Raw genomic sequence first — 18029 nt, forward strand, 5'->3', positions numbered from 1 at the left:
GGGGGCTCCGCTCAGGTCGCGCCAAAGATGTTGTCGATGATGCTAATGGCGGCGGGGCCGACAAGCACGACGAAAACGGCAGGCATGATGCAGAAAATGAGTGGAACGGTCATGATGACGGGCAGACGCGCGGCTTTTTCTTCCACCCGCAACAGGCGGTCGGCGCGCAGTTCCGACATCAGCGTTTTCATTGCCCGCGAGAACGGCGTGCCGTAGCGGTCGGATTGGTCGAGGGTTTGGGTAAAGACCCCGATTTCAGGAAGCGGGACACGGTCGGCAAGCCCCTCGTAAGCGCTGCGGCGGTCGTTGGTCATGCGCATCTCGGCCACCATCTGCAACATCTCGGCCGACAACTCGGGATGGGCCAGGGCCACTTCATAGGACACCCGTTGCAGCGCGGGTTGAGGGCCAAGGCCCGCTTCACTGGCGATCACCAGCAGTTCCAGCAAGTCCGGCACCCCGGCACGGATACGGCCCAAGCGTTGTTTGCGCATGGCGTCCAGCGCGATGTCTACGCCCTTGGACAGGGCCAGCGCGGCGGCGACCTTGGTGGCTAGCGGAATTAAAAGCGAGTCTTCCGGGGCACGGGTCAAGAACACCCAGCCAACCCCGATAACGGCGGTGGCCAGGGGAAGCAGCGTCTTGGCGAAGGCGTAGATCATCAGCGCATCGCGATCCTTGAATCCGGCAGAGCGCAGGTCAGCGGCAGTTTTTTCGGCCTCACCGCCAAGCAAAACGGCCAGACGTTCCCCGACGCTGGTGATAACCGACAGGGTGCCGGTGCGCATCCGCTCCAGCAAGGGCGCATCGGGCGTGTTGAGGGGGGAGTTGCTCCCCTTCATCCGCCCGGCCGCGCGCATCAAACGGCGATTAGCCGTTGTTTTGATACGCGCGTCAGCGATCAGCGCGGCACAGGCCATCAGGCCAAGGGTCAACCCGCCGAACGCCAGCCAGAAGATGGTGGTGTCACCGCTCAGCATGGGGCCAGCTCCTGAGAATATACTGTAAGATCAAACATCAAGACGCCCCATCCGAACCATCATGAACACGCCAATGATGATACCCATGATGCCTGCCGCCAGCAGCTTTTGCCCGCGGGGGTCATAGAACAACGGAGAGAGATACTCGGCGTTGAGCACAAAGATCACCCCGGCGATGCCAAAAGGTAGGGAGGCGAGGATCATGGCGCTGGCACGGGCCTCGGACGACAGCGCACGGGCCTTTTGCTTCAGGCGGCGACGGTCACGCAACTGCTGGGCAAGGTTTTCGATCGTGTCGACCAGATTGCCGCCTGTCTCGGTTTGCAGGGATGTGGCGACGCCGAAGAAGTTGGCCTCGGGCGTGGGCATGCGTGTGGCAAGGTCGGTGAAGGTGTCGGCCAGCCCGGTGCCAAGAACCAGCTGTCCGTGGCAGGTCGCAAACTCTGAGCGGAGGGGCTCGGGCGCGTTTTCCACCACGATGCTCAGGCTATCGGCGACGGGACGGCCCGCTTTCAGGCCGCGGGCGAATACGTCCAGCGCTTCGGGCAGTTGTTGCGTGAAAGCGTTGATCCGGCGGCCATAGGCGATCTTGAGGATCATGGACAGGCCCACGGCGGGCAGGGCAACGGCAAGAATCGCGGCAAGGAAGGGGGGATGCCCCAGACCAATCGTCAGGCCGGCAAAAACGATCAGGACGGCGATGCCGACCTGAACAAGGCATTCCGTGGCCGACAGGCGCAGCCCCGCGCGGGCGATTGCGCCCTCGAGCCGGGCCAGGACGCGGGCCACGCCGTTGCCATTGGCAGCAGCCGAGGCGGTGCCGCGTTTACGGCGAGCGGGTGTATCGGTGCCGGTGATCTGACGCGTGGGAAGCGCACGCTCCAACCGTTCCAGGTGGGCCCGGCGACGACGGTCGAGGGCGATCAACGCCCCCAGTACCACGCCCGCCAGGGCAAGACCGCCCAGAATAAGAAGGATAAGATCAAAGCCCATGGATCAGTGCATCCCCAAGATGCGATCTAGATCGTCACCAAGGCCGTATTCGGCGGCACGGGTTGCGAAGTTGGGGCGGTAGCCCGTGTGCACGAACTGGCCCTGCACCGCGTCGCGGGTGCTGTCAGGAGAGACTTCAAAGTGGAAGATTTCCTGCAAGGTGATCGCATCACCCGCAAGGCCCGCAATCTCGGAGATCGAGGTGATACGGCGGCGGCCATCGCGCATCCGGCTGACCTGCACGATCAGGTGCACGGCATCGGACAATTGCTTGCGCACAACGCCGCCACCGGGGGCGAAACCTGCCAGTGCGGCCATGCTTTCCACACGGGTCAGTGCCTCGCGCGGGGAGTTGGCGTGGAGGGTGGACATGGACCCGTCGTGGCCCGTGTTCATGGCTTGCAGAAGATCCAGCACTTCGTCGCCCCGGATTTCGCCAATGATGATCCGATCAGGGCGCATCCGCAGAGAGTTGCGCACCAGCGTCCGTGTCGTCACCTCGCCGTTGCCTTCGATAGAGGGGGGACGGGTTTCAAACCGGACAACATGGGGCTGTTGCAAACGCAGTTCAGCGGCGTCTTCGATGGTGACGATCCGCTCATCGGCTGGGATGAACTCGGACATGGCATTCATCAGCGTGGTTTTACCCGAGCCGGTACCGCCGGAAATCAGAATGTTCAGGCGTAGCAATGACGCAAGCCCAAGAAAGCCCGCCATCTGCGACGACAAAGATCCGCCCTCGACCAGTGCGTTGAACTTCACCGCGCGGTTGGGGAATTTACGGATGGTGATCGTGGGGCCATCAATCGCCAAGGGCGGAATAGCCACGTTTACCCGGCTGCCATCGGCCAGACGCGCATCTACCATGGGCTGTGCTTCATCAATGCGGCGGCCAACGTCGGCCACGATGCGGGTGGCGACACCCAGAACATGGGCGTTATCGCGAAAACGCACGTTGGTCAGAGTCAGCTTGCCACCGCGTTCCACATAGACCTGATCGGGGCCGTTCACCATGATGTCGGTGATGCTCTCATCGGCCAAAAGCGCCTCGAGCGGGCCGAGGCCAAGCATGTCGGACAGGATCGTGCCCACAAGGTCAGCGATCTCTGTGCCGTTGAGTTGCAGCTTACGCTCGGACGACAGCTCGGAAATCGCGACGCGGATGTTTTCTTCCTGCACCCGGCGGCTCAGCACGGCAAGTTCAGCGAAATCCATCCGCTTGGACAGGGCCAGCGTGATCTCATTGGCCATGCGCAGGCGGGCCAAAGTCTCTTCCGAGTTGCCTTGGAATGCTGTGGAAGCTGCTGGTGCCGGGGCTGCAAATGTCTGCGCCGCCGGCTTGGGAGCGGCGGCAGAGGGGGAGGTCGGCGGAACTGTCAGGCTCGTCTTGGCAGGAGCAGGGGCGGTAAAGTCACCGGCCACGTCATCTTCGGCCAAGATCGCGGCTGCTTGGGTCAGGATTTGCCGTTGAAGGCTCATCGGCCAGGGGTGGCCGCTGTCCTCGACCACGAAAGTGATCGCGGCATTGGCACGTTCCGTTGCCGACAGGCCCGCGGCATCAATACGACGGGCAAGGCTCAGGACTTGGTCCAGCGCCTCCCGCAGGGAGGGTTGTTCAATATGAAGGGTCATCCCTTCACCCGCTTCAGAAAGCCACGGCGTGGTGCGGCTGCGTCAGGCGCTTTGGCCTTTACGGGTTTAGAGATGTCGTCCCACAGGGCTTGGGCAACTTTGCCGTAGGGGCTGCGCGGTTGGCGTGCCACCAGTGGCACCCCGGCGCGATGGGCGCGCATGATTGCGGCGTCCGAGCGGGGCAGGGTGTGGCGAAGGTCAACCTTTAGCGCCTTGGACATGTCTTTCGCCGACAGGCCCGCATCGCGGCGCAGCTCGGTCAGGACGGGCACAACGGTCAGCTCTGGCGCGGCCTCTTTCAGCGCGTCCAACATGCGCACGGCCGCGTGAACGCCGGAATAGCCACCGGGCATCACAACGACGAGGCGGTCCAACGTTTCCAACAACTCAGGCTTGCGCAGAAGCAACTCGCGCGGGGCATCCAGAATGGTGGCCTCAAAGTGCTTGGACAGGGTTGGGATCAGGTGGGTCATGCCGTCGATGGCACGGGTATCATCGCCGCCGTGGTGCAAATGGGCCGAGTAGATCGACAGCTTCGGCGTCATTTGATCCATAGAAGCGGTCAGGAAGGTTTCATCCACCCGGTTCGGGGCGGAAAGCGCCTCTAGCAGACCGGGGGTGGGGTTGCGGTTCAGGTCGCAAGCGGCAGAGCCGAAGTGCAGGTCACCATCGACCAGCGCGGTGTGGCGTACTGCGTTTTTCTTGGTGGAGGAGATATAGGCAAGGTTCTGGGCCAGAAGGCTGGCACCAACGCCGCCGTTGCTGCCGGTCACGCCAATGCGCAGGGCCGGGTTCGGGTCGGGCACCACGGTAAGTTCGGGCGCGGCAGTGGGGGTGTTGGCAGGAATGCGGCTAAGCGACTCGATGATGTCGGCAGAGCTTACGGGAAACGGGAAGTAATCAACCGCCCCCGCAGCGACAATGGCGCGGTAGGTGGAGATATCGGTTTGCTCGCCAAACACCACAACACGGGCGCCGGAGCGACGAATTTCAGCTACGCTTTCACAAGCGGTGGACAGGGGCAGGTTACCGATTTCTGTCAGCAAGATATGGGACGCTTTTGATGGATCAGCGACACGGGCCGCACCGCTTACGCCACCGCCATACAACTCCGGCTCATTGTTGCCGATGTTGGCAGCGAAGTCCCGGACAACCGCGGCACCCTGTTCGGTGCAGACATAGGCGGTAACGGGGCTTTCAACGGGAGCAGTTGCAATGGGTTGGACGAGCGACGGCATGGGTGCCTCCTGGGGGGAAAGGGAAAAAGGGACACGCGGAAGGCCCAATACACGGGCGGACCTTCCACGTGCCACACGGGGTAGTAGCTTTACGGCACCTCGACTTCGCCTTCTTCTTCCGCTTGAGCTTCTTGAATCGCCGTTGCAACGGTGTCGAAGCCGGACTCTGTCTCGGTGCCCAAAGTGGCAACGGAACCAACGATCACGGCGGCGATCAGGGCGGCGAAGAGGCCGTATTCAATCGCGGTGGCGCCGCTTTCGTCTTTGGCGAAGGCAGTGAAGGGGGTGAAGTTAAAGATACGTGTCATTGGGGTAGCTCCTAGTGGGTGATAACGTGGCATGACCAGTTGGCCGCCGATGACCCATTAATGACCCATGGGCTGAAAAGTAGATATCCGCCGACGGGGGCAATCACCTACGACTAGACCTAGGGATTACGGGCGTACGACCATGGTATGGTGCCAATAAAAACTGAATAAAATCATAATGTTAATCAGTTGTATCTGCGGTGAATTGTAGGTGTATACCTGTGTAAAAAGACGGCATAAAAAGGCCAGATTTAGGCCCGTTTCCCTCCGCATTTCGACGGGGGCTGCGGCGTCGTTTTTGGAGGCACAGGAACCCTTGATTCGTATCAAGTTGTCTCGGTTGAGACTGCACCAGTGAACCCGTACAAACGGGCATGGCGGCTTAACGCCCGGTATTGTGAACGCGCACGCCCCATTCAGCGCAGTGCTGGGCAAGGGGTGGGGCAAGGGGGGCATCGGTGAAGAAGCCGTCCACATCTTGAAGCGAGCAGATGCGCGCGGGGGCGGTGCGGTCGAACTTTGATGCATCGGCCACCAGAAACGTCTTGCGCGACCGCGCGACGATGGCTTGGCTCACGCCGACCTCTTGCACGTCAAAGTCCAGCACATCGCCGTCCAGATCCAGCGCCGAGCAGCCGATCACGGCGTAATCGAGTTTGAACGTATTAATCGTGTCCACCGCCTGCGGTCCGATCAAACCGCCATCGGCCCGGCGCAGGGTGCCGCCTGTGACGACAATCTCGATGGCGGGGCTTTGGGACAGGATATTGGCGATGTTGAGGTTGTTGGTGACCACCAGAAGGTTCTCGTGGCGACGCAGATGCTCGGCTACGGCCTCGGTACTGGTGCCGATGTTCAGAAAGACAGAACAATCGTTGGGAATCTGCTGTGCGCAGGCTTGAGCGATCTTCGCCTTCGCCTCGGCTTGCAGCCCGCGGCGTTCTTCATAGGCGTAGTTATGGGTGCCCGAGGCCGGCATCGCGCCGCCGTGGACCCGATTTAGATAGCCCGCGTGATCCAACTCGGTCAGGTCGCGTCGGATGGTTTGCACCGTCACCGCAAAATGCGCGGCCAAGCCGTCCACGGTCACTTTGCCGTCGCGGTTGGCGATCTCCAGAATTTCGGCTTGTCTGAACCCAAGGGGCATGGCGGTCGTCCTATTTGGTGCGGCGCGAAGGTAGCGCGTATGGGCGCGGAACAAAACGGCCCAAGGCAAGGCGCGGCAACCTAGGTGACGTGCAGGGGCAGGTGCGCTATGGCAAGAACAACCAGCGGAGAGCCCCATGACCACAATTGCCCTTGTCGCCCACGATCAGAAGAAAGACGCCCTTGTTGCCTGGGCGAAAGCCCATGAAGCATCACTGACGGGGCACACACTATTTGCGACGGGCACAACCGGGGGGCGCTTGCAGGCGGAAACGGACCTTGCGGTGACACCTCTGAAGTCCGGGCCCTTGGGCGGTGACGCGCAACTGGGCGCGATGATTGCAGAGGGAAATCTGAAAGTTCTGGTGTTCTTCATCGATCCGCTTTCAGCGATGCCTCACGATGTTGATGTGAAGTCGCTGATCCGTCTGGCGATTCTCTATGATACGCTTTTGGCGGTTAACGAAGAGACGGCCACAGCGGTCATGAAATCGCTTTCCGTCACGTAATGGTAATTTGTTTTTGGACGGCGAAAACCGTTGATATCCCCGCGCTTATTGCGTGCGGGCAGGGGGCGAGATGTCCCAAATCCCTTTTGTAACAGGAATATGACAGCCCTCCTTGCGGGTTGTCACATAGGCGTCATGCATAGGGCCTAGTGAGCCCCCACCAGGGGGCAAAAGACGCCGGGCCGAGTTCTCGGTTCGTAAACGTTTGCACTCTTCCGCTCTGCGTGTAGGCTTCGGCTTCGCGGTGATCCGGGGGGAGGCGCGTCTTCAATATGCGACCCGGTAACAAATCAGCTCGCCTTGGTATGGACCGAGGCGAAGTCACGCGACACCTGCGGCCCAAAAAGCGGTCGCGTCACGATGGGAGAGACAAATGAACTTCAAAAACACAGTAGGCGCGAGCCTTGCACTGGGCCTTATGGCGGGTGCCGCACAGGCACAGACCGAGATCGAATGGTGGCACGCCATGGGCGGCCAGCTGGGTGAAACGGTCAACCAGATCGCCGAGAACTTCAACGCCAGCCAAGGCGACTACGTAATTACCCCCGTCTTCAAGGGCACTTACGAAGAAACGCTGACAGCCGCCATCGCAGCGTTCCGTGCGGGCGAACAGCCTAACATCGTTCAGGTTTTCGATGCCGGTGCGGCGACCGTTATCGGTGCCCAGGGCGCGACAATCCCGGTTGAGCAGCTTCTCAACGACAACGGTGTTGGCTTCGACATCGAAGACTATATCTCGGGCGTGCGTAACTTCTATGCCGACGCCGATGGCCAGATGATCGGCATGCCGTTCAACTCTTCCACGCCAATCATGTATTTCAACGCCGACGCGCTTGAAGCGGCTGGTGTAGAAGCGCCTGCAACATGGGAAGAATTCGCCGAAACCACAGCGCCTGCGCTGGTGGAAGCGGGCTACATCCCGCTGGCACAATCGCACCTGCCTTGGATCTTCACCGAGAACTTCTTCTCGCGCCACAACCTGCCGTTCGCCACGAACGAGAACGGCTACACCGGCGTAGACACCGAAATTCTGGTGAACCACCCTGCCATCCGCGATCACTTCACTGCCCTGACCGAATGGCAGGATGCGGGCTATTTTGAGTGGTACGGCACCGGTTGGGCCGACAACCAAGACCCCTTTGAAGCAGGCGACGTCGCCATGTGGCTCGGCTCTTCGGGCTCGTTCGGCGGTATCGCTGACCGTGTAGAGTTCAACTTCTCTGCCACTGTGCTGCCTTACTGGGAAGCCGTAACGACCGAGCCTACGCAAACCTTCATCGGTGGCGCAGCCCTGTTCGCGATGTCCGGTTTTGACGCCGAAGAAAACGCCGCAACGGCCGCCTTCTTCGACTACCTCGACAGCGTTGACGCGCAGGTCATGTGGCACACTGAAACGGGCTATGTGCCAATCACCACAGCGGCCTACGCTGCTGCGGCTGAGCAAGGTCACTACGATGAATTCCCCGCCGCCGAAGTTGGCATTCAGCAGCTGATGCTGCCCGCGGGCGAGAACACCCGTGGCTACCGCATGGGCTTCTACGTGCAGATCCGTGACGTGATGAACCGTGAGTACGGCCGCATCCTGACCGGTGAAACCACTGTTGAAGACGCCTTCAACACGATCGAGGCGGAAGCCAACGATCTGCTGTCGCGCTTCGCTCAGACACAAGGTTAAGCCCCAGTTCGGGATTACACCTTCACGCTACTGCATTGGCCGGGCCTTGTGCCCGGCCAGTTGCCAAGCAAAAACACGTTCAAGACCTCAGGGGGATACCTTTCGTGAAACGCGCCGCATTCGGGCATATCGGCTTTCCGATCCTGCTGCTCATCCCGCAGCTCGCCATCATTGCGATCTTCTTCTATTGGCCCGCTGGCTATGCGATCCAATCTTCGTTTTATCTGGAAGATCCGTTTGGGTTTGGCTCCACTTTTGTGGGGTTTGAAAATTACACCCGCCTTGCAAGCTCCTCTAACTATTTGTCGAGCGCTTGGTTCACGTTGATCTTTACGTCGCTTGTGACCTTCTTTGCCCTCGCCATTGCGCTGTTGCTGGCGGTGAAGGCCGACAAGGTGATCCGCGGGGCCAAGACCTACCGAACGCTGTTGATGTGGGTCTACGCCGTGGCACCGCCGGTGGCGGGCCTGATCGGGGTCATGCTGTTTGACCAATCGCGCGGCAACATCACCCAACTGCTGGGGATGATGGGGATCGAGTATCGCTTGGGCGTGAATTACTGGGATACGGCAGTGGCGATGATCTCGGTCTCGATCTGGAAACAAATCCCGGTGAACTTCATCTTCTTCCTGTCCGGCCTGCAAGCGATCCCACGCTCGGTGCGCGAGGCCGCGATGATCGACAACCCATCGGGCACGCGCCGGTTCTGGGACATCACGTTCCCGCTGCTGGCGCCCACGGGTTTCTTCCTGCTGATTATCAACATCACCTATTCGCTGTTCGATACCTTCGGTATCATCGACACGCTCGTGAAAGGGCAACCGGGCAACAACCCGATGACGCTGGTCTACCGCGTGTTTGTCGATGGGTTTCGGGGCCAGGATTTGGGCGGGTCTTCCGCGCAATCGGTGGTTCTGATGGTTCTCGTCCTCATCCTCACTGTCGTGCAGTTCCGGTTCCTGGAACGCCGCATTCACTATACTTGAGGGGGCTGAGACATGTCTGATATCTCTGAAACCCACACCAGCGCCGCAACGGCCCCGACGCGTCCGGCCAAACGGTTCCGGTGGGACACTGTCGTTGACCACGCGGTTTTGATCGCGGGCGCCCTGCTGATGCTGGTGCCCGTCTATATGGTCTTTGCGACGTCATCTTGGGACGCGATCACAATCCACCGCAACGGGATGCAGTTCGGCTTTGGCGACCAGTTTGGCGTCAACTATAATGCCGCGCTGTTTGAATACGGCGGGTTCACCGACAGTGTGAACGGCGTCACGATGTTGGCGAACTCGATGATCCTGGGCCTTGGCTTTGCCATTGGTAAAATCATCGTCGGCATGATGGCGGCCTATGCGATTGTCTACTTCCGCCTGCGCTTTGCGACATTGGCGTTCTGGATGATCTTCACGACGCTGCTGTTGCCTCTGGAGGTGCGTATTCTACCATCCTACGAGGTGATTACCGATATGAACCTTGGCAATACCTATGCTGGCCTGATTGTGCCGCTGATTGCCTCGGCCACTGCGACGTTCTTCTTTCGGCAGTTCTTCCGTTCCGTGCCTGAGGAATTGATCGAGGCGGCCCGGATTGACGGGGCAGGGCCGGTGAAGTTCTTCATCGACATCCTTGTACCGCTGTCCCGTACCATGATTGCGGCGATGTTCATCATCATGTTCGTCTTCGGCTGGAACCAGTACCTGTGGCCCACGCTGATCACCACGGACGAAAGCATGTTCACCCTTGTGCGGGGTATCCGGCAGATCATCCAATCCTACGCCGACGGCGGCGAAACGCCTGATTACGGCCAAGCGGCGGCTTTGGCGATCATCGCCATGACGCCTCCGGTCTTGATCGTGATCTTCTTCCAAAGCTGGTTCGTTAAGGGCCTCACCGAGTCTGATAAGTAGAGAGAACCATTCAAATGGCACAAGTTTCCCTTAATGCTGTCCGCAAGGTCTACCCCAATGGCGCTGAGGCGCTGGAGGCCTCTTCCTTCTCCATCCCGGACGGTGAACTGACCGTTCTTGTCGGCCCCTCGGGCTGCGGTAAGTCCACGCTGTTGCGTATGGTGGCGGGGTTGGAAGAGATCACGGAGGGTGAGCTTTCCATCGGTGATCGCATCGTGAACGATGTGGACCCCGCCAACCGCAACATCGCCATGGTGTTCCAGAACTACGCTTTGTACCCCCATATGTCGGTGGCCCAGAACATGGGCTACGGGCTGAAGAACCGGGGTATGGATAAGGCGACGATTGCCGCGAAGGTGCGCGAGGCGGCAGAGATGCTGAACCTCAACGAGTTCCTCGACCGCCGCCCGTCGCAACTGTCGGGCGGTCAACGCCAGCGGGTTGCCATGGGCCGCGCGATTGTGCGTGAGCCGGACCTGTTCTTGTTTGATGAGCCTTTGTCGAACCTTGATGCCAAGCTGCGCAACCAGATGCGGATCGAGATCCGCGCCCTGCAACGCCGCCTTGGCACCACCGCGATGTATGTGACCCACGACCAAGTGGAAGCCATGACCATGGCGGACCGGATCATCGTGTTGAACGCGGGCACGATCGAGCAAATCGGCACCCCGAATGAAATTTACGAGCATCCCGCTTCGACCTTCGTGGCGTCCTTCATGGGCGCACCGCCGATGAACCTGTTGCGCGGCACTGCCAGCAATGGGCGCGTCACGTTGGAGGGCGGCGTAAACGTGCCCCATGCCAATGCGGAAGGCCACGATGGGGCGATCCAAGTGGGTATCCGCCCCGAGGACACTTGGCCCGATCCGGCAGGTGATCTGGCCTTTGACGTAGATATTATCGAGGAATTGGGCGCTCAACGTCTGTTGCATGGCCATGTGGGCGGGCAGGCGTTCTCTGTCGCTATTCCCAAGGACAAAGTGGCGGATACGGGCGCCATGATGCTGAGCGTGAAGCCCGGCGCGGTGCATTTGTTTGACGCCGACAAAGGGCGACGCCTGTAGGCTTTGACTGATCACAGTTGAGATAGGGGAGGGCGGCGCGTTTGCGCCGCCTTTTCTTTTGGCGAACCGCCCGTTTCCGCGCCCCTCGGCACCGCCTTGCGGCGGTTTCTCGCAGCGTTATTGCAAATCATTCTCAATTACCTTGACCTTGTTGCGACTAACTCTCATATTCATCTGAGTAGTTTATCAGATGGGATACCTGACATGCTTCGCGCGACCACCGCTCTTGCTTTGACACTCGCCTCGGTAGCGCCCGCCTATGCGGAGATGAGCGTCGTTGCCACGACAGGGATGATCGCCGACACCGCGCGGCAGGTGGGGGGCGACTTGGTCAGCGTGCAGGCCCTGATGGGGCCGGGGGTGGACCCCCATGCCTACCGCCAGACGCGGTCCGATATCGTTTCGACCGCCCGCGCCGACATGGTTATGTGGCACGGGCTCTATCTAGAGGCGCAGATGGAAGAGTTCCTGTTGGAGCTGGCCGAAACCAATACTGTCATTCCGGTGGCCGATGCCTTGCCCCGCGACATTCTGCTGAGCTCTGAAGATTACGCTGACCGCTTTGATCCTCACGTCTGGATGGACCCGGCGATTTGGTCCGGCGTGGTGCAAACCATCGAAGGCGTGCTGACCGAGGCGCTGCCGGACGACAGCGGCACCATTGCCGCCAATGCCGAGGCCCTTCAGGCCGAGATCGACGCGCTTATCGCCTATAGCGAAGCGGCCCTTGCCTCTGTCCCAGAAAGCGCGCGTGTCCTTTTGACCGCCCATGACGCGTTTAGTTACTTCGGTGAAGCCTACGGGTTCGAGGTCATTGGTATCCAAGGCATTTCCACGGAATCCGAGGCGGGCTTGCAGCGGATTGGAGAACTCGTAGACTTGCTGGTGACCCGCGAGATTGGGGCCGTTTTCGTGGAATCCTCCGTCTCGGATCGCAACATCCGCGCTTTGATCGAAGGCGCTGCCGCGCGGGGTCATGAGGTTGTGATCGGCGGAGAACTATTTTCGGACGCGATGGGCGAAGACGGCACCTATGAAGGAACCTGGATTGGCATGATTGACCACAACGTCACCACGATCGCCCGCGCCTTGGGCGGGGACGCGCCGGAAGGCGGGATGCAAGGATTGCTGCAATGAAGGACCTGCATGTAGTCCCGGACCTGATCGGCCTTGATGCCTCCAGTCCCTTGGCTGTGCGTGGCATGACGGTTTCGTACGGCGAAAAGCCTGCGTTATTCTCGCTCGATGCGACGTTTCCGGCGGGGGCGATGTCGGCCATTGTGGGGCCGAACGGCGCGGGGAAATCGACCTTTCTGAAGGCGGCCCTTGGCCTGATCCCCCGCGTATCCGGCGAGGTGAGCGTCTTTGGCCGAGAGGTCACGCGCACCCGTGACCGGATCGCCTATGTGCCGCAACGCGCTTCCGTTGATTGGGACTTTCCGACGACGGCGGTGGATGTGGTTTTGATGGGACTATACGGCCAGCTTGGCCTTTGGCGACGCATCAGCCGCGCCCAGAAGGATCGTGCCCGCGCTTGTTTGGACCGGGTCGGCATGGCCGATTTCGCGGACCGCCAGATTGGACAGCTTTCCGGCGGGCAGCAGCAGCGAGTGTTCCTTGCGCGGGCCTTGGCGCAAGAGGCCGATCTGTTCTTGCTGGACGAGCCCTTTGCCGGGGTCGATGCCGCGACCGAGGCAGCGATAATCGACGTGTTGAAAACCCTGAAGGCTGAGGGGCGCAGCGTCATTGCGGTGCACCATGATCTTTCGACGGTCACCTCTTATTTCGATCATGTCATGCTGATTAATCTGACCCGAATTGCCGAAGGCCCCGTGGCCGAAGCGTTCACCGAAGATACTCTGTCCGAGACCTATGGCGGCCGCCTTGGGGCGGTGCAGATCGATAGTCTTGCGCTGGCAAAGTCGGGCCCAAAGACTGGGGAAAAAGTACCCTCACGAAAGATCCCCTGATGGCAACGTTCCTTGACGCGCTGCTTTTGCAGGTGGGCTATAATGCGGCGCTTGTGGCGATCGGGGCGGCGCTGTTGGGCTTTGCGGCGGGGGCTGGGGGCAGCTTCTTGTTCCTGCGCAAACGCGCCTTAGTGTCGGACGCGGTGGCCCATGCCACGCTACCGGGGGTGGGCCTTGCATTTATCGTGATGGTCGCCTTGGGCGGTGACGGGCGCAGCCTGTTGGGGCAGTTGGTCGGTTCGGCCATTTCCGCTTGGCTGGGGCTGTTGGCGGTGGAATGGATCGTGCGTCGCACGCGCCTGTCCGAGGATGCGGCCATCGGCGCGATTTTGTCGGTGTTCTTCGGCCTCGGTGTGGTGTTGTTGACGGTCATTCAATCCATGAGCCAAGGCCGGCAAGCGGGATTGGAAGGCTTTCTGCTAGGTTCCACCGCCGGCATGTTGTTCCAGGATGCGATGCTGATCGCGGGCGGCGGCGCTTTGGTTGTGGCGCTTATCTGGGCGTTGCGCCGTCCTATGACGATGGTGGCTTTTGACCCCGGTTTCGCCGCCGCCAGCGGTGTGGATGTGCGCCGGATTGATCTTGCAATGATGGGGCTGGTCTTGGCGGTGACAGTGATTGGCCTGAAGCTTGTGGGGCTGATCTTGATCGTGGCGTTGCTGATTATCCCGCCCGTCACCGCGCGGTTCTGGTCCGAACGGGCCGAGGCGGTGGTTTGGGCGGCGGGGGTCATCGGCGCGGTTTCAGGCTATGTCGGCGCGGCGGTGTCCGCCTCGGCGCCTGCGCTGCCCACCGGGCCGATTATCGTGCTGATCTCTGCGGCGCTGTTCGTGTTGTCTTTGCTGTTCGCCCCCGCCCGTGGGGTTCTGGCCTCGGTCCTTGCACGGCGCGCGTTCCAGACCCGCGTTCACCGCCGCCAAGGCCTGTTGGCGCTAAGCCGGGCGGAGCCTATTCACGACCCTCTTACTGTAAAAATCCTGCGCCGCGAACAGCTTATGCGAGCCGACGGGGTAGCGACCCTCGCCGGTAGATCCGCCGGTGAAAGGATTTCCCGGGATGAACAGCGCTGGTCTATTGCGCGTCAACAACACCTCGATACCGCGCTGACGGGCCGCTACGATGGCCTGACCCCCATTGAAGACGTCTTCACCGCCGATGAAATCGCGCATTTCGATGCCGCCTTGATGAGGAGCACGTAAATGGGGGCCGAATTCGTCCAATTCTCTCTCACGCCGATCCTGATCGGGATGTTCGCGGCCATGGCCTGTGCGCTTCCGGGCAACTTCCTGATCCTGCGCCGCCAAGCGCTGATTGGGGACGCGATCAGCCATGTGGTGTTGCCGGGGATTGTGGTGGCGTTTCTGATTACCGGCGCGGTGACAACTTGGCCGATGTTGATTGGCGCGGCGGGCGCAGCCCTTCTGGCGGTTGTCCTGATCGAGGCCGTGCGCCGCCTTGGCCGGATCGAGCCGGGCGCGGCGATGGGGGTTGTCTTTACCTCCCTGTTTGCGGGCGGCGTCTTGCTGCTGGAGCAGACCGACACCTCTGCCGTGCATCTGGACGTGGAACATGCGCTGATGGGCAACCTGGAACAGTTAATCTGGCTGCGCGCCGATGGGTGGGGGTCACTGCTGGACCCCGAGGCGCTGCGCCACCTGCCACCTGAGCTGCCGCGCATGGCGTTGGTCGCGGGCATTATTGCGGTGCTGACGGCGGTGTTCTGGCGGCCCTTGAAGCTGTCATCCTTTGACGAAGGCTTCGCCCGTGCCCTTGGCATGCCCGTGACGGTGATCGGCCTTGGACTTGTCACCGCGGCTGCCGCGGCGGCGGTTGCGGCCTTCGATGCGGTGGGCTCAATCATCGTTATTGCGATGTTTATCTGCCCGCCTGCCGCTGCGCGGCTGATGACCAACCGCCTTGGCCGCCAAGTGGCGTGGAGCCTGCTGTTCGCCTGCCTCTCTGCAATCATCGGCTATGTTCTGGCGGGCTATGGGCCGATCTGGATTGGGGCGAGAAGTTCCGTCTCGGCGGCGGGAATGGTGGCGGTTGTGTCTGGCATATTCCTTGCCATAGCATGTGTGTTCGGCCCCGCGCGGAGCCGGGTAGGTGTTGCAGCAGGAGGGTAGGATATGAACGCAGACGCATGGGCCAGTTTCCCTAATGCGCCCGCCTTGGGGACCCGAATCTGCGACATCGCCGATATCCCCGTAACAGGCGTTAAAAGCTATGACATCGACGGCTTTCCCCTGATCCTTGTGGCCTCGGCCGAGGGGTTGCGGGCCTATGTGAACGCTTGCCCGCACCAATTTCTGCCGTTGGATTGGCGCAGCGAAGCGATCTTGTCGCAAGATGCTGAGATGTTGCGGTGCTCCAACCACGATGCGGGATTTGACGCTTGCACAGGCGCGGGGTTGGATGGGTTGGGGCAGGGATGCGCACTGGACCCTGTGCCGGTTCATGTGCATGGTGCGGCGCTGCTGATTGGTGGCATAACCAACTGAAATCCCAAGACAGAGGCTGAAAGATAGATGGCGGAGAACCCCGAAAAAGACGGTGCGAAGATGTCCTTTAAGGACGCGATGAGCTATGTTGATTATCTGTCCTTGGACCCCATTCTGGGCGCGTCCAAGCCGCTGAGCAACGCCCATGATGAGATGTTGTTCATCATCCAGCATCAGACCTCGGAACTGTGGATGCGTTTGGCCTTGCATGAGTTGGACGCGGCCCGCACGGCACTGGCGGCGGGCGATGACCAGCCGGTGTTCAAGATGCTGACCCGCGTGGCGCGGATCTTTGAACAGCTCAACAATGCTTGGGACGTTCTGCGCACCATGACGCCGTCCGAGTACACCGATTTCCGCGAGGACTTGGGCCAATCCAGCGGCTTCCAGTCCCACCAGTATCGCCTGATCGAATATATCCTTGGCAACCGCAACACGGCGATGATGCGTGTCCATGAACACCGCCCCGATCTGCACCGGATGCTGACGCAGGAACTGTCGCAGGCCTCTCTCTATGATGTTGCCATCGCGCGTTTGGGGGCGACCCTTGGCCTTGATCTTCCCACCGGTCCCTTGGATGCGCCCCACACCGCGCAATCTGCGATCGAGGACGCTTGGGCGCAGGTCTACCGCGACCCCAAAGCCCATTGGAACCTTTATGAACTGGCCGAGAAGCTGGTTGATCTGGAAGATTACTTCCGCCGTTGGCGTTTCAATCACGTAACCACAGTGGAACGCGTTATCGGCTTCAAGCGCGGCACCGGGGGAACGTCGGGGGTATCCTATTTACGACGGATGTTGGACGTGGAACTGTTCCCTGAACTTTGGAATGTAAGGGGACAGCTATGACATTGCCCGTAAAAGATAAATTCGTGATGCCCGAGGGGGTAATCTACCTTGATGGCAACTCTCTGGGACCACTGCCCGCGGGCGTGACCGAGCATGTGTCGACCGTTGTGGCCGACCAATGGGGTGGTAACCTGATTAAGGGCTGGAACGTCGATAGCTGGATGACCCTGCCCACCCGCGTTGGCGATCAGGTGGGCCGTTTGATCGGGGCGCCCAAGGACAGTGTCGTGATGGGGGAAACGCTGTCGCTGAAGGTGTATCAGGCGCTTTCTGCCGGGGTGAAAATGCGACCCGACCGCAAAGTGATCCTGTCTGACAGCGGCAACTTCCCGTCTGATCTTTATATGGCGGAAGGCTTGATCCAACAGCTAGAGCAAGGCCATGAGCTGCGCGTTGTTGCCCCCGAAGATGTGCTGGGGGCCATCGACGACAGTGTCGCGGTGGTGATGATTACACAGGTAGATTACCGCACGGGCCGGGTCCACGACATGGCCGCCGTGACCGAGGCGGCGCACAACGCGGGCGCTGTGATGCTGTGGGATTTGGCCCATTCGGCCGGGGCCATTCCGGTGGATATGACCGCGTCGAACGCGGAATTTGCGGTGGGCTGTACCTACAAATACCTCAACGGCGGCCCCGGTGCGCCCGCCTTTATCTACGTGCGTCCCGATATCATTGACGACGTTAACCCCGCGCTTTCGGGCTGGTTGGGCCACGAGTCCCCCTTTGCCTTCGATCTGGATTATCGCCCCGGCGCAGGAATCGAAAGGATGCGCGTCGGCACCCCACCGGTGATCCAATTGGCCGCGTTAGAACATGCGTTGAAGGTTTGGGATGGCGTCGATATGCAAGATGTCCGGGCGGCCTCTGTCGCGCTGTCGGAGCAGTTTATCGCCGAGGTAGAGGCCTCTTGCCCGGACCTCACCCTTGCCAGCCCGCGCGACGCGGCGCAACGCGGCTCGCAAGTGTCGTTCCACTTTGCTGAAGGCTACGCCGCCATGCAGGCGCTGATTGCGCGCGGTGTGATCGGCGATTTTCGCGCCCCTGATACGATGCGGTTCGGGTTTACGCCACTGTATCTGGACGCCGACGACATTAGCCAAGCGGTTGCGATCCTTGCGGAAATCCTGCGTGACAGGCTGTGGGACCGACCTGAATACACAACCCGCCAGCGGGTGACCTAGGGGCGGGTTCAGATTAGGGCTTGAGCTTCCAGTGACTGGAAGGTGTAGTGAGGCGGCAACCAGGATCAAGGAT

Annotated in this window: 18 protein-coding genes; 12 read left to right on the forward strand and 6 right to left on the reverse strand. The window is 60.7% G+C overall.

The window, feature by feature from the left end; all coding sequences use genetic code 11:
* Positions 1–11: 11 nt before the first annotated feature.
* The 6 genes from K3728_08535 to K3728_08560 all read right to left on the reverse strand — a co-directional run bounded on the left by K3728_08535 (position 12) and on the right by K3728_08560 (position 6298).
* Positions 12–980, reverse strand: coding sequence for a type II secretion system F family protein (locus K3728_08535; protein ID UWQ97242.1), 969 nt, complete (start codon positions 978–980; stop codon positions 12–14).
* Positions 981–1010: 30 nt separating this feature from the next.
* On the reverse strand, positions 1011–1973 hold the full coding sequence (locus K3728_08540) for a type II secretion system F family protein (GenBank protein UWQ97243.1): 963 nt from the start codon (positions 1971–1973) through the stop codon (positions 1011–1013).
* Between the two features lie 3 nt (positions 1974–1976).
* A complete protein-coding gene (locus K3728_08545) occupies positions 1977–3452 on the reverse strand; it encodes a CpaF family protein (protein ID UWQ97497.1) in 1476 nt (491 codons plus the stop codon).
* Positions 3453–3601: 149 nt separating this feature from the next.
* Positions 3602–4843: a hypothetical protein gene (locus tag K3728_08550; protein ID UWQ97244.1), complete on the reverse strand. Its 1242-nt coding sequence runs from the start codon at positions 4841–4843 to the stop codon at positions 3602–3604.
* A gap of 89 nt (positions 4844–4932) precedes the next feature.
* Entirely contained in the window at positions 4933–5151 is a 219-nt protein-coding gene (locus tag K3728_08555; GenBank protein ID UWQ97245.1) for a Flp family type IVb pilin, read from the reverse strand.
* 382 nt (positions 5152–5533) lie between these two features.
* Positions 5534–6298 carry a DeoR/GlpR family DNA-binding transcription regulator gene (locus K3728_08560; protein UWQ97246.1) on the reverse strand — a complete coding sequence of 255 codons (765 nt, stop codon included), beginning with the start codon at positions 6296–6298 and terminating at the stop codon, positions 5534–5536.
* Between the two features lie 136 nt (positions 6299–6434).
* On the opposite strand from K3728_08560, the gene K3728_08565 reads away from it, so the two are divergent.
* The 12 genes from K3728_08565 (at position 6435) to kynU (ending at position 17956) form a co-directional block, all read left to right on the forward strand.
* Positions 6435–6806 carry a methylglyoxal synthase gene (locus K3728_08565; protein ID UWQ97247.1) on the forward strand — a complete coding sequence of 124 codons (372 nt, stop codon included), beginning with the start codon at positions 6435–6437 and terminating at the stop codon, positions 6804–6806.
* Between the two features lie 373 nt (positions 6807–7179).
* Positions 7180–8481: an extracellular solute-binding protein gene (locus tag K3728_08570; GenBank protein UWQ97248.1), complete on the forward strand. Its 1302-nt coding sequence runs from the start codon at positions 7180–7182 to the stop codon at positions 8479–8481.
* Positions 8482–8585: 104 nt separating this feature from the next.
* Positions 8586–9467: an ABC transporter permease subunit gene (locus K3728_08575; protein ID UWQ97249.1), complete on the forward strand. Its 882-nt coding sequence runs from the start codon at positions 8586–8588 to the stop codon at positions 9465–9467.
* Between the two features lie 12 nt (positions 9468–9479).
* Positions 9480–10388: a sn-glycerol-3-phosphate ABC transporter permease UgpE gene (gene ugpE / locus K3728_08580; protein UWQ97250.1), complete on the forward strand. Its 909-nt coding sequence runs from the start codon at positions 9480–9482 to the stop codon at positions 10386–10388.
* 14 nt (positions 10389–10402) lie between these two features.
* Positions 10403–11452, forward strand: coding sequence for a sn-glycerol-3-phosphate ABC transporter ATP-binding protein UgpC (gene ugpC / locus K3728_08585; protein UWQ97251.1), 1050 nt, complete (start codon positions 10403–10405; stop codon positions 11450–11452).
* A gap of 204 nt (positions 11453–11656) precedes the next feature.
* Positions 11657–12589 (forward strand): zinc ABC transporter substrate-binding protein, encoded by a 933-nt coding sequence (locus K3728_08590; GenBank protein ID UWQ97252.1) that lies wholly within the window; start codon positions 11657–11659, stop codon positions 12587–12589.
* Entirely contained in the window at positions 12586–13422 is an 837-nt protein-coding gene (locus K3728_08595) for a metal ABC transporter ATP-binding protein (GenBank protein UWQ97253.1), read from the forward strand. The genes K3728_08590 and K3728_08595 overlap by 4 nt, the downstream gene beginning before the upstream one ends.
* Positions 13422–14621, forward strand: coding sequence for a metal ABC transporter permease (locus K3728_08600; protein UWQ97254.1), 1200 nt, complete (start codon positions 13422–13424; stop codon positions 14619–14621). The genes K3728_08595 and K3728_08600 overlap by 1 nt, the downstream gene beginning before the upstream one ends.
* Positions 14622–15548, forward strand: coding sequence for a metal ABC transporter permease (locus K3728_08605; protein ID UWQ97255.1), 927 nt, complete (start codon positions 14622–14624; stop codon positions 15546–15548).
* Between the two features lie 3 nt (positions 15549–15551).
* Positions 15552–15923, forward strand: coding sequence for a Rieske 2Fe-2S domain-containing protein (locus K3728_08610; GenBank protein UWQ97256.1), 372 nt, complete (start codon positions 15552–15554; stop codon positions 15921–15923).
* Positions 15924–15950: 27 nt separating this feature from the next.
* On the forward strand, positions 15951–16772 hold the full coding sequence (locus K3728_08615; GenBank protein ID UWQ97257.1) for a tryptophan 2,3-dioxygenase: 822 nt from the start codon (positions 15951–15953) through the stop codon (positions 16770–16772).
* Positions 16769–17956, forward strand: a complete 1188-nt coding sequence (gene kynU, locus K3728_08620; protein ID UWQ97258.1) for a kynureninase — start codon at positions 16769–16771, stop codon at positions 17954–17956. The genes K3728_08615 and kynU overlap by 4 nt, the downstream gene beginning before the upstream one ends.
* Positions 17957–18029: the final 73 nt, after the last annotated feature.

The sequence above is a fragment of the Rhodobacteraceae bacterium M385 genome (assembly GCA_025141835.1).
Taxonomy (GTDB): domain Bacteria; phylum Pseudomonadota; class Alphaproteobacteria; order Rhodobacterales; family Rhodobacteraceae; genus Gymnodinialimonas.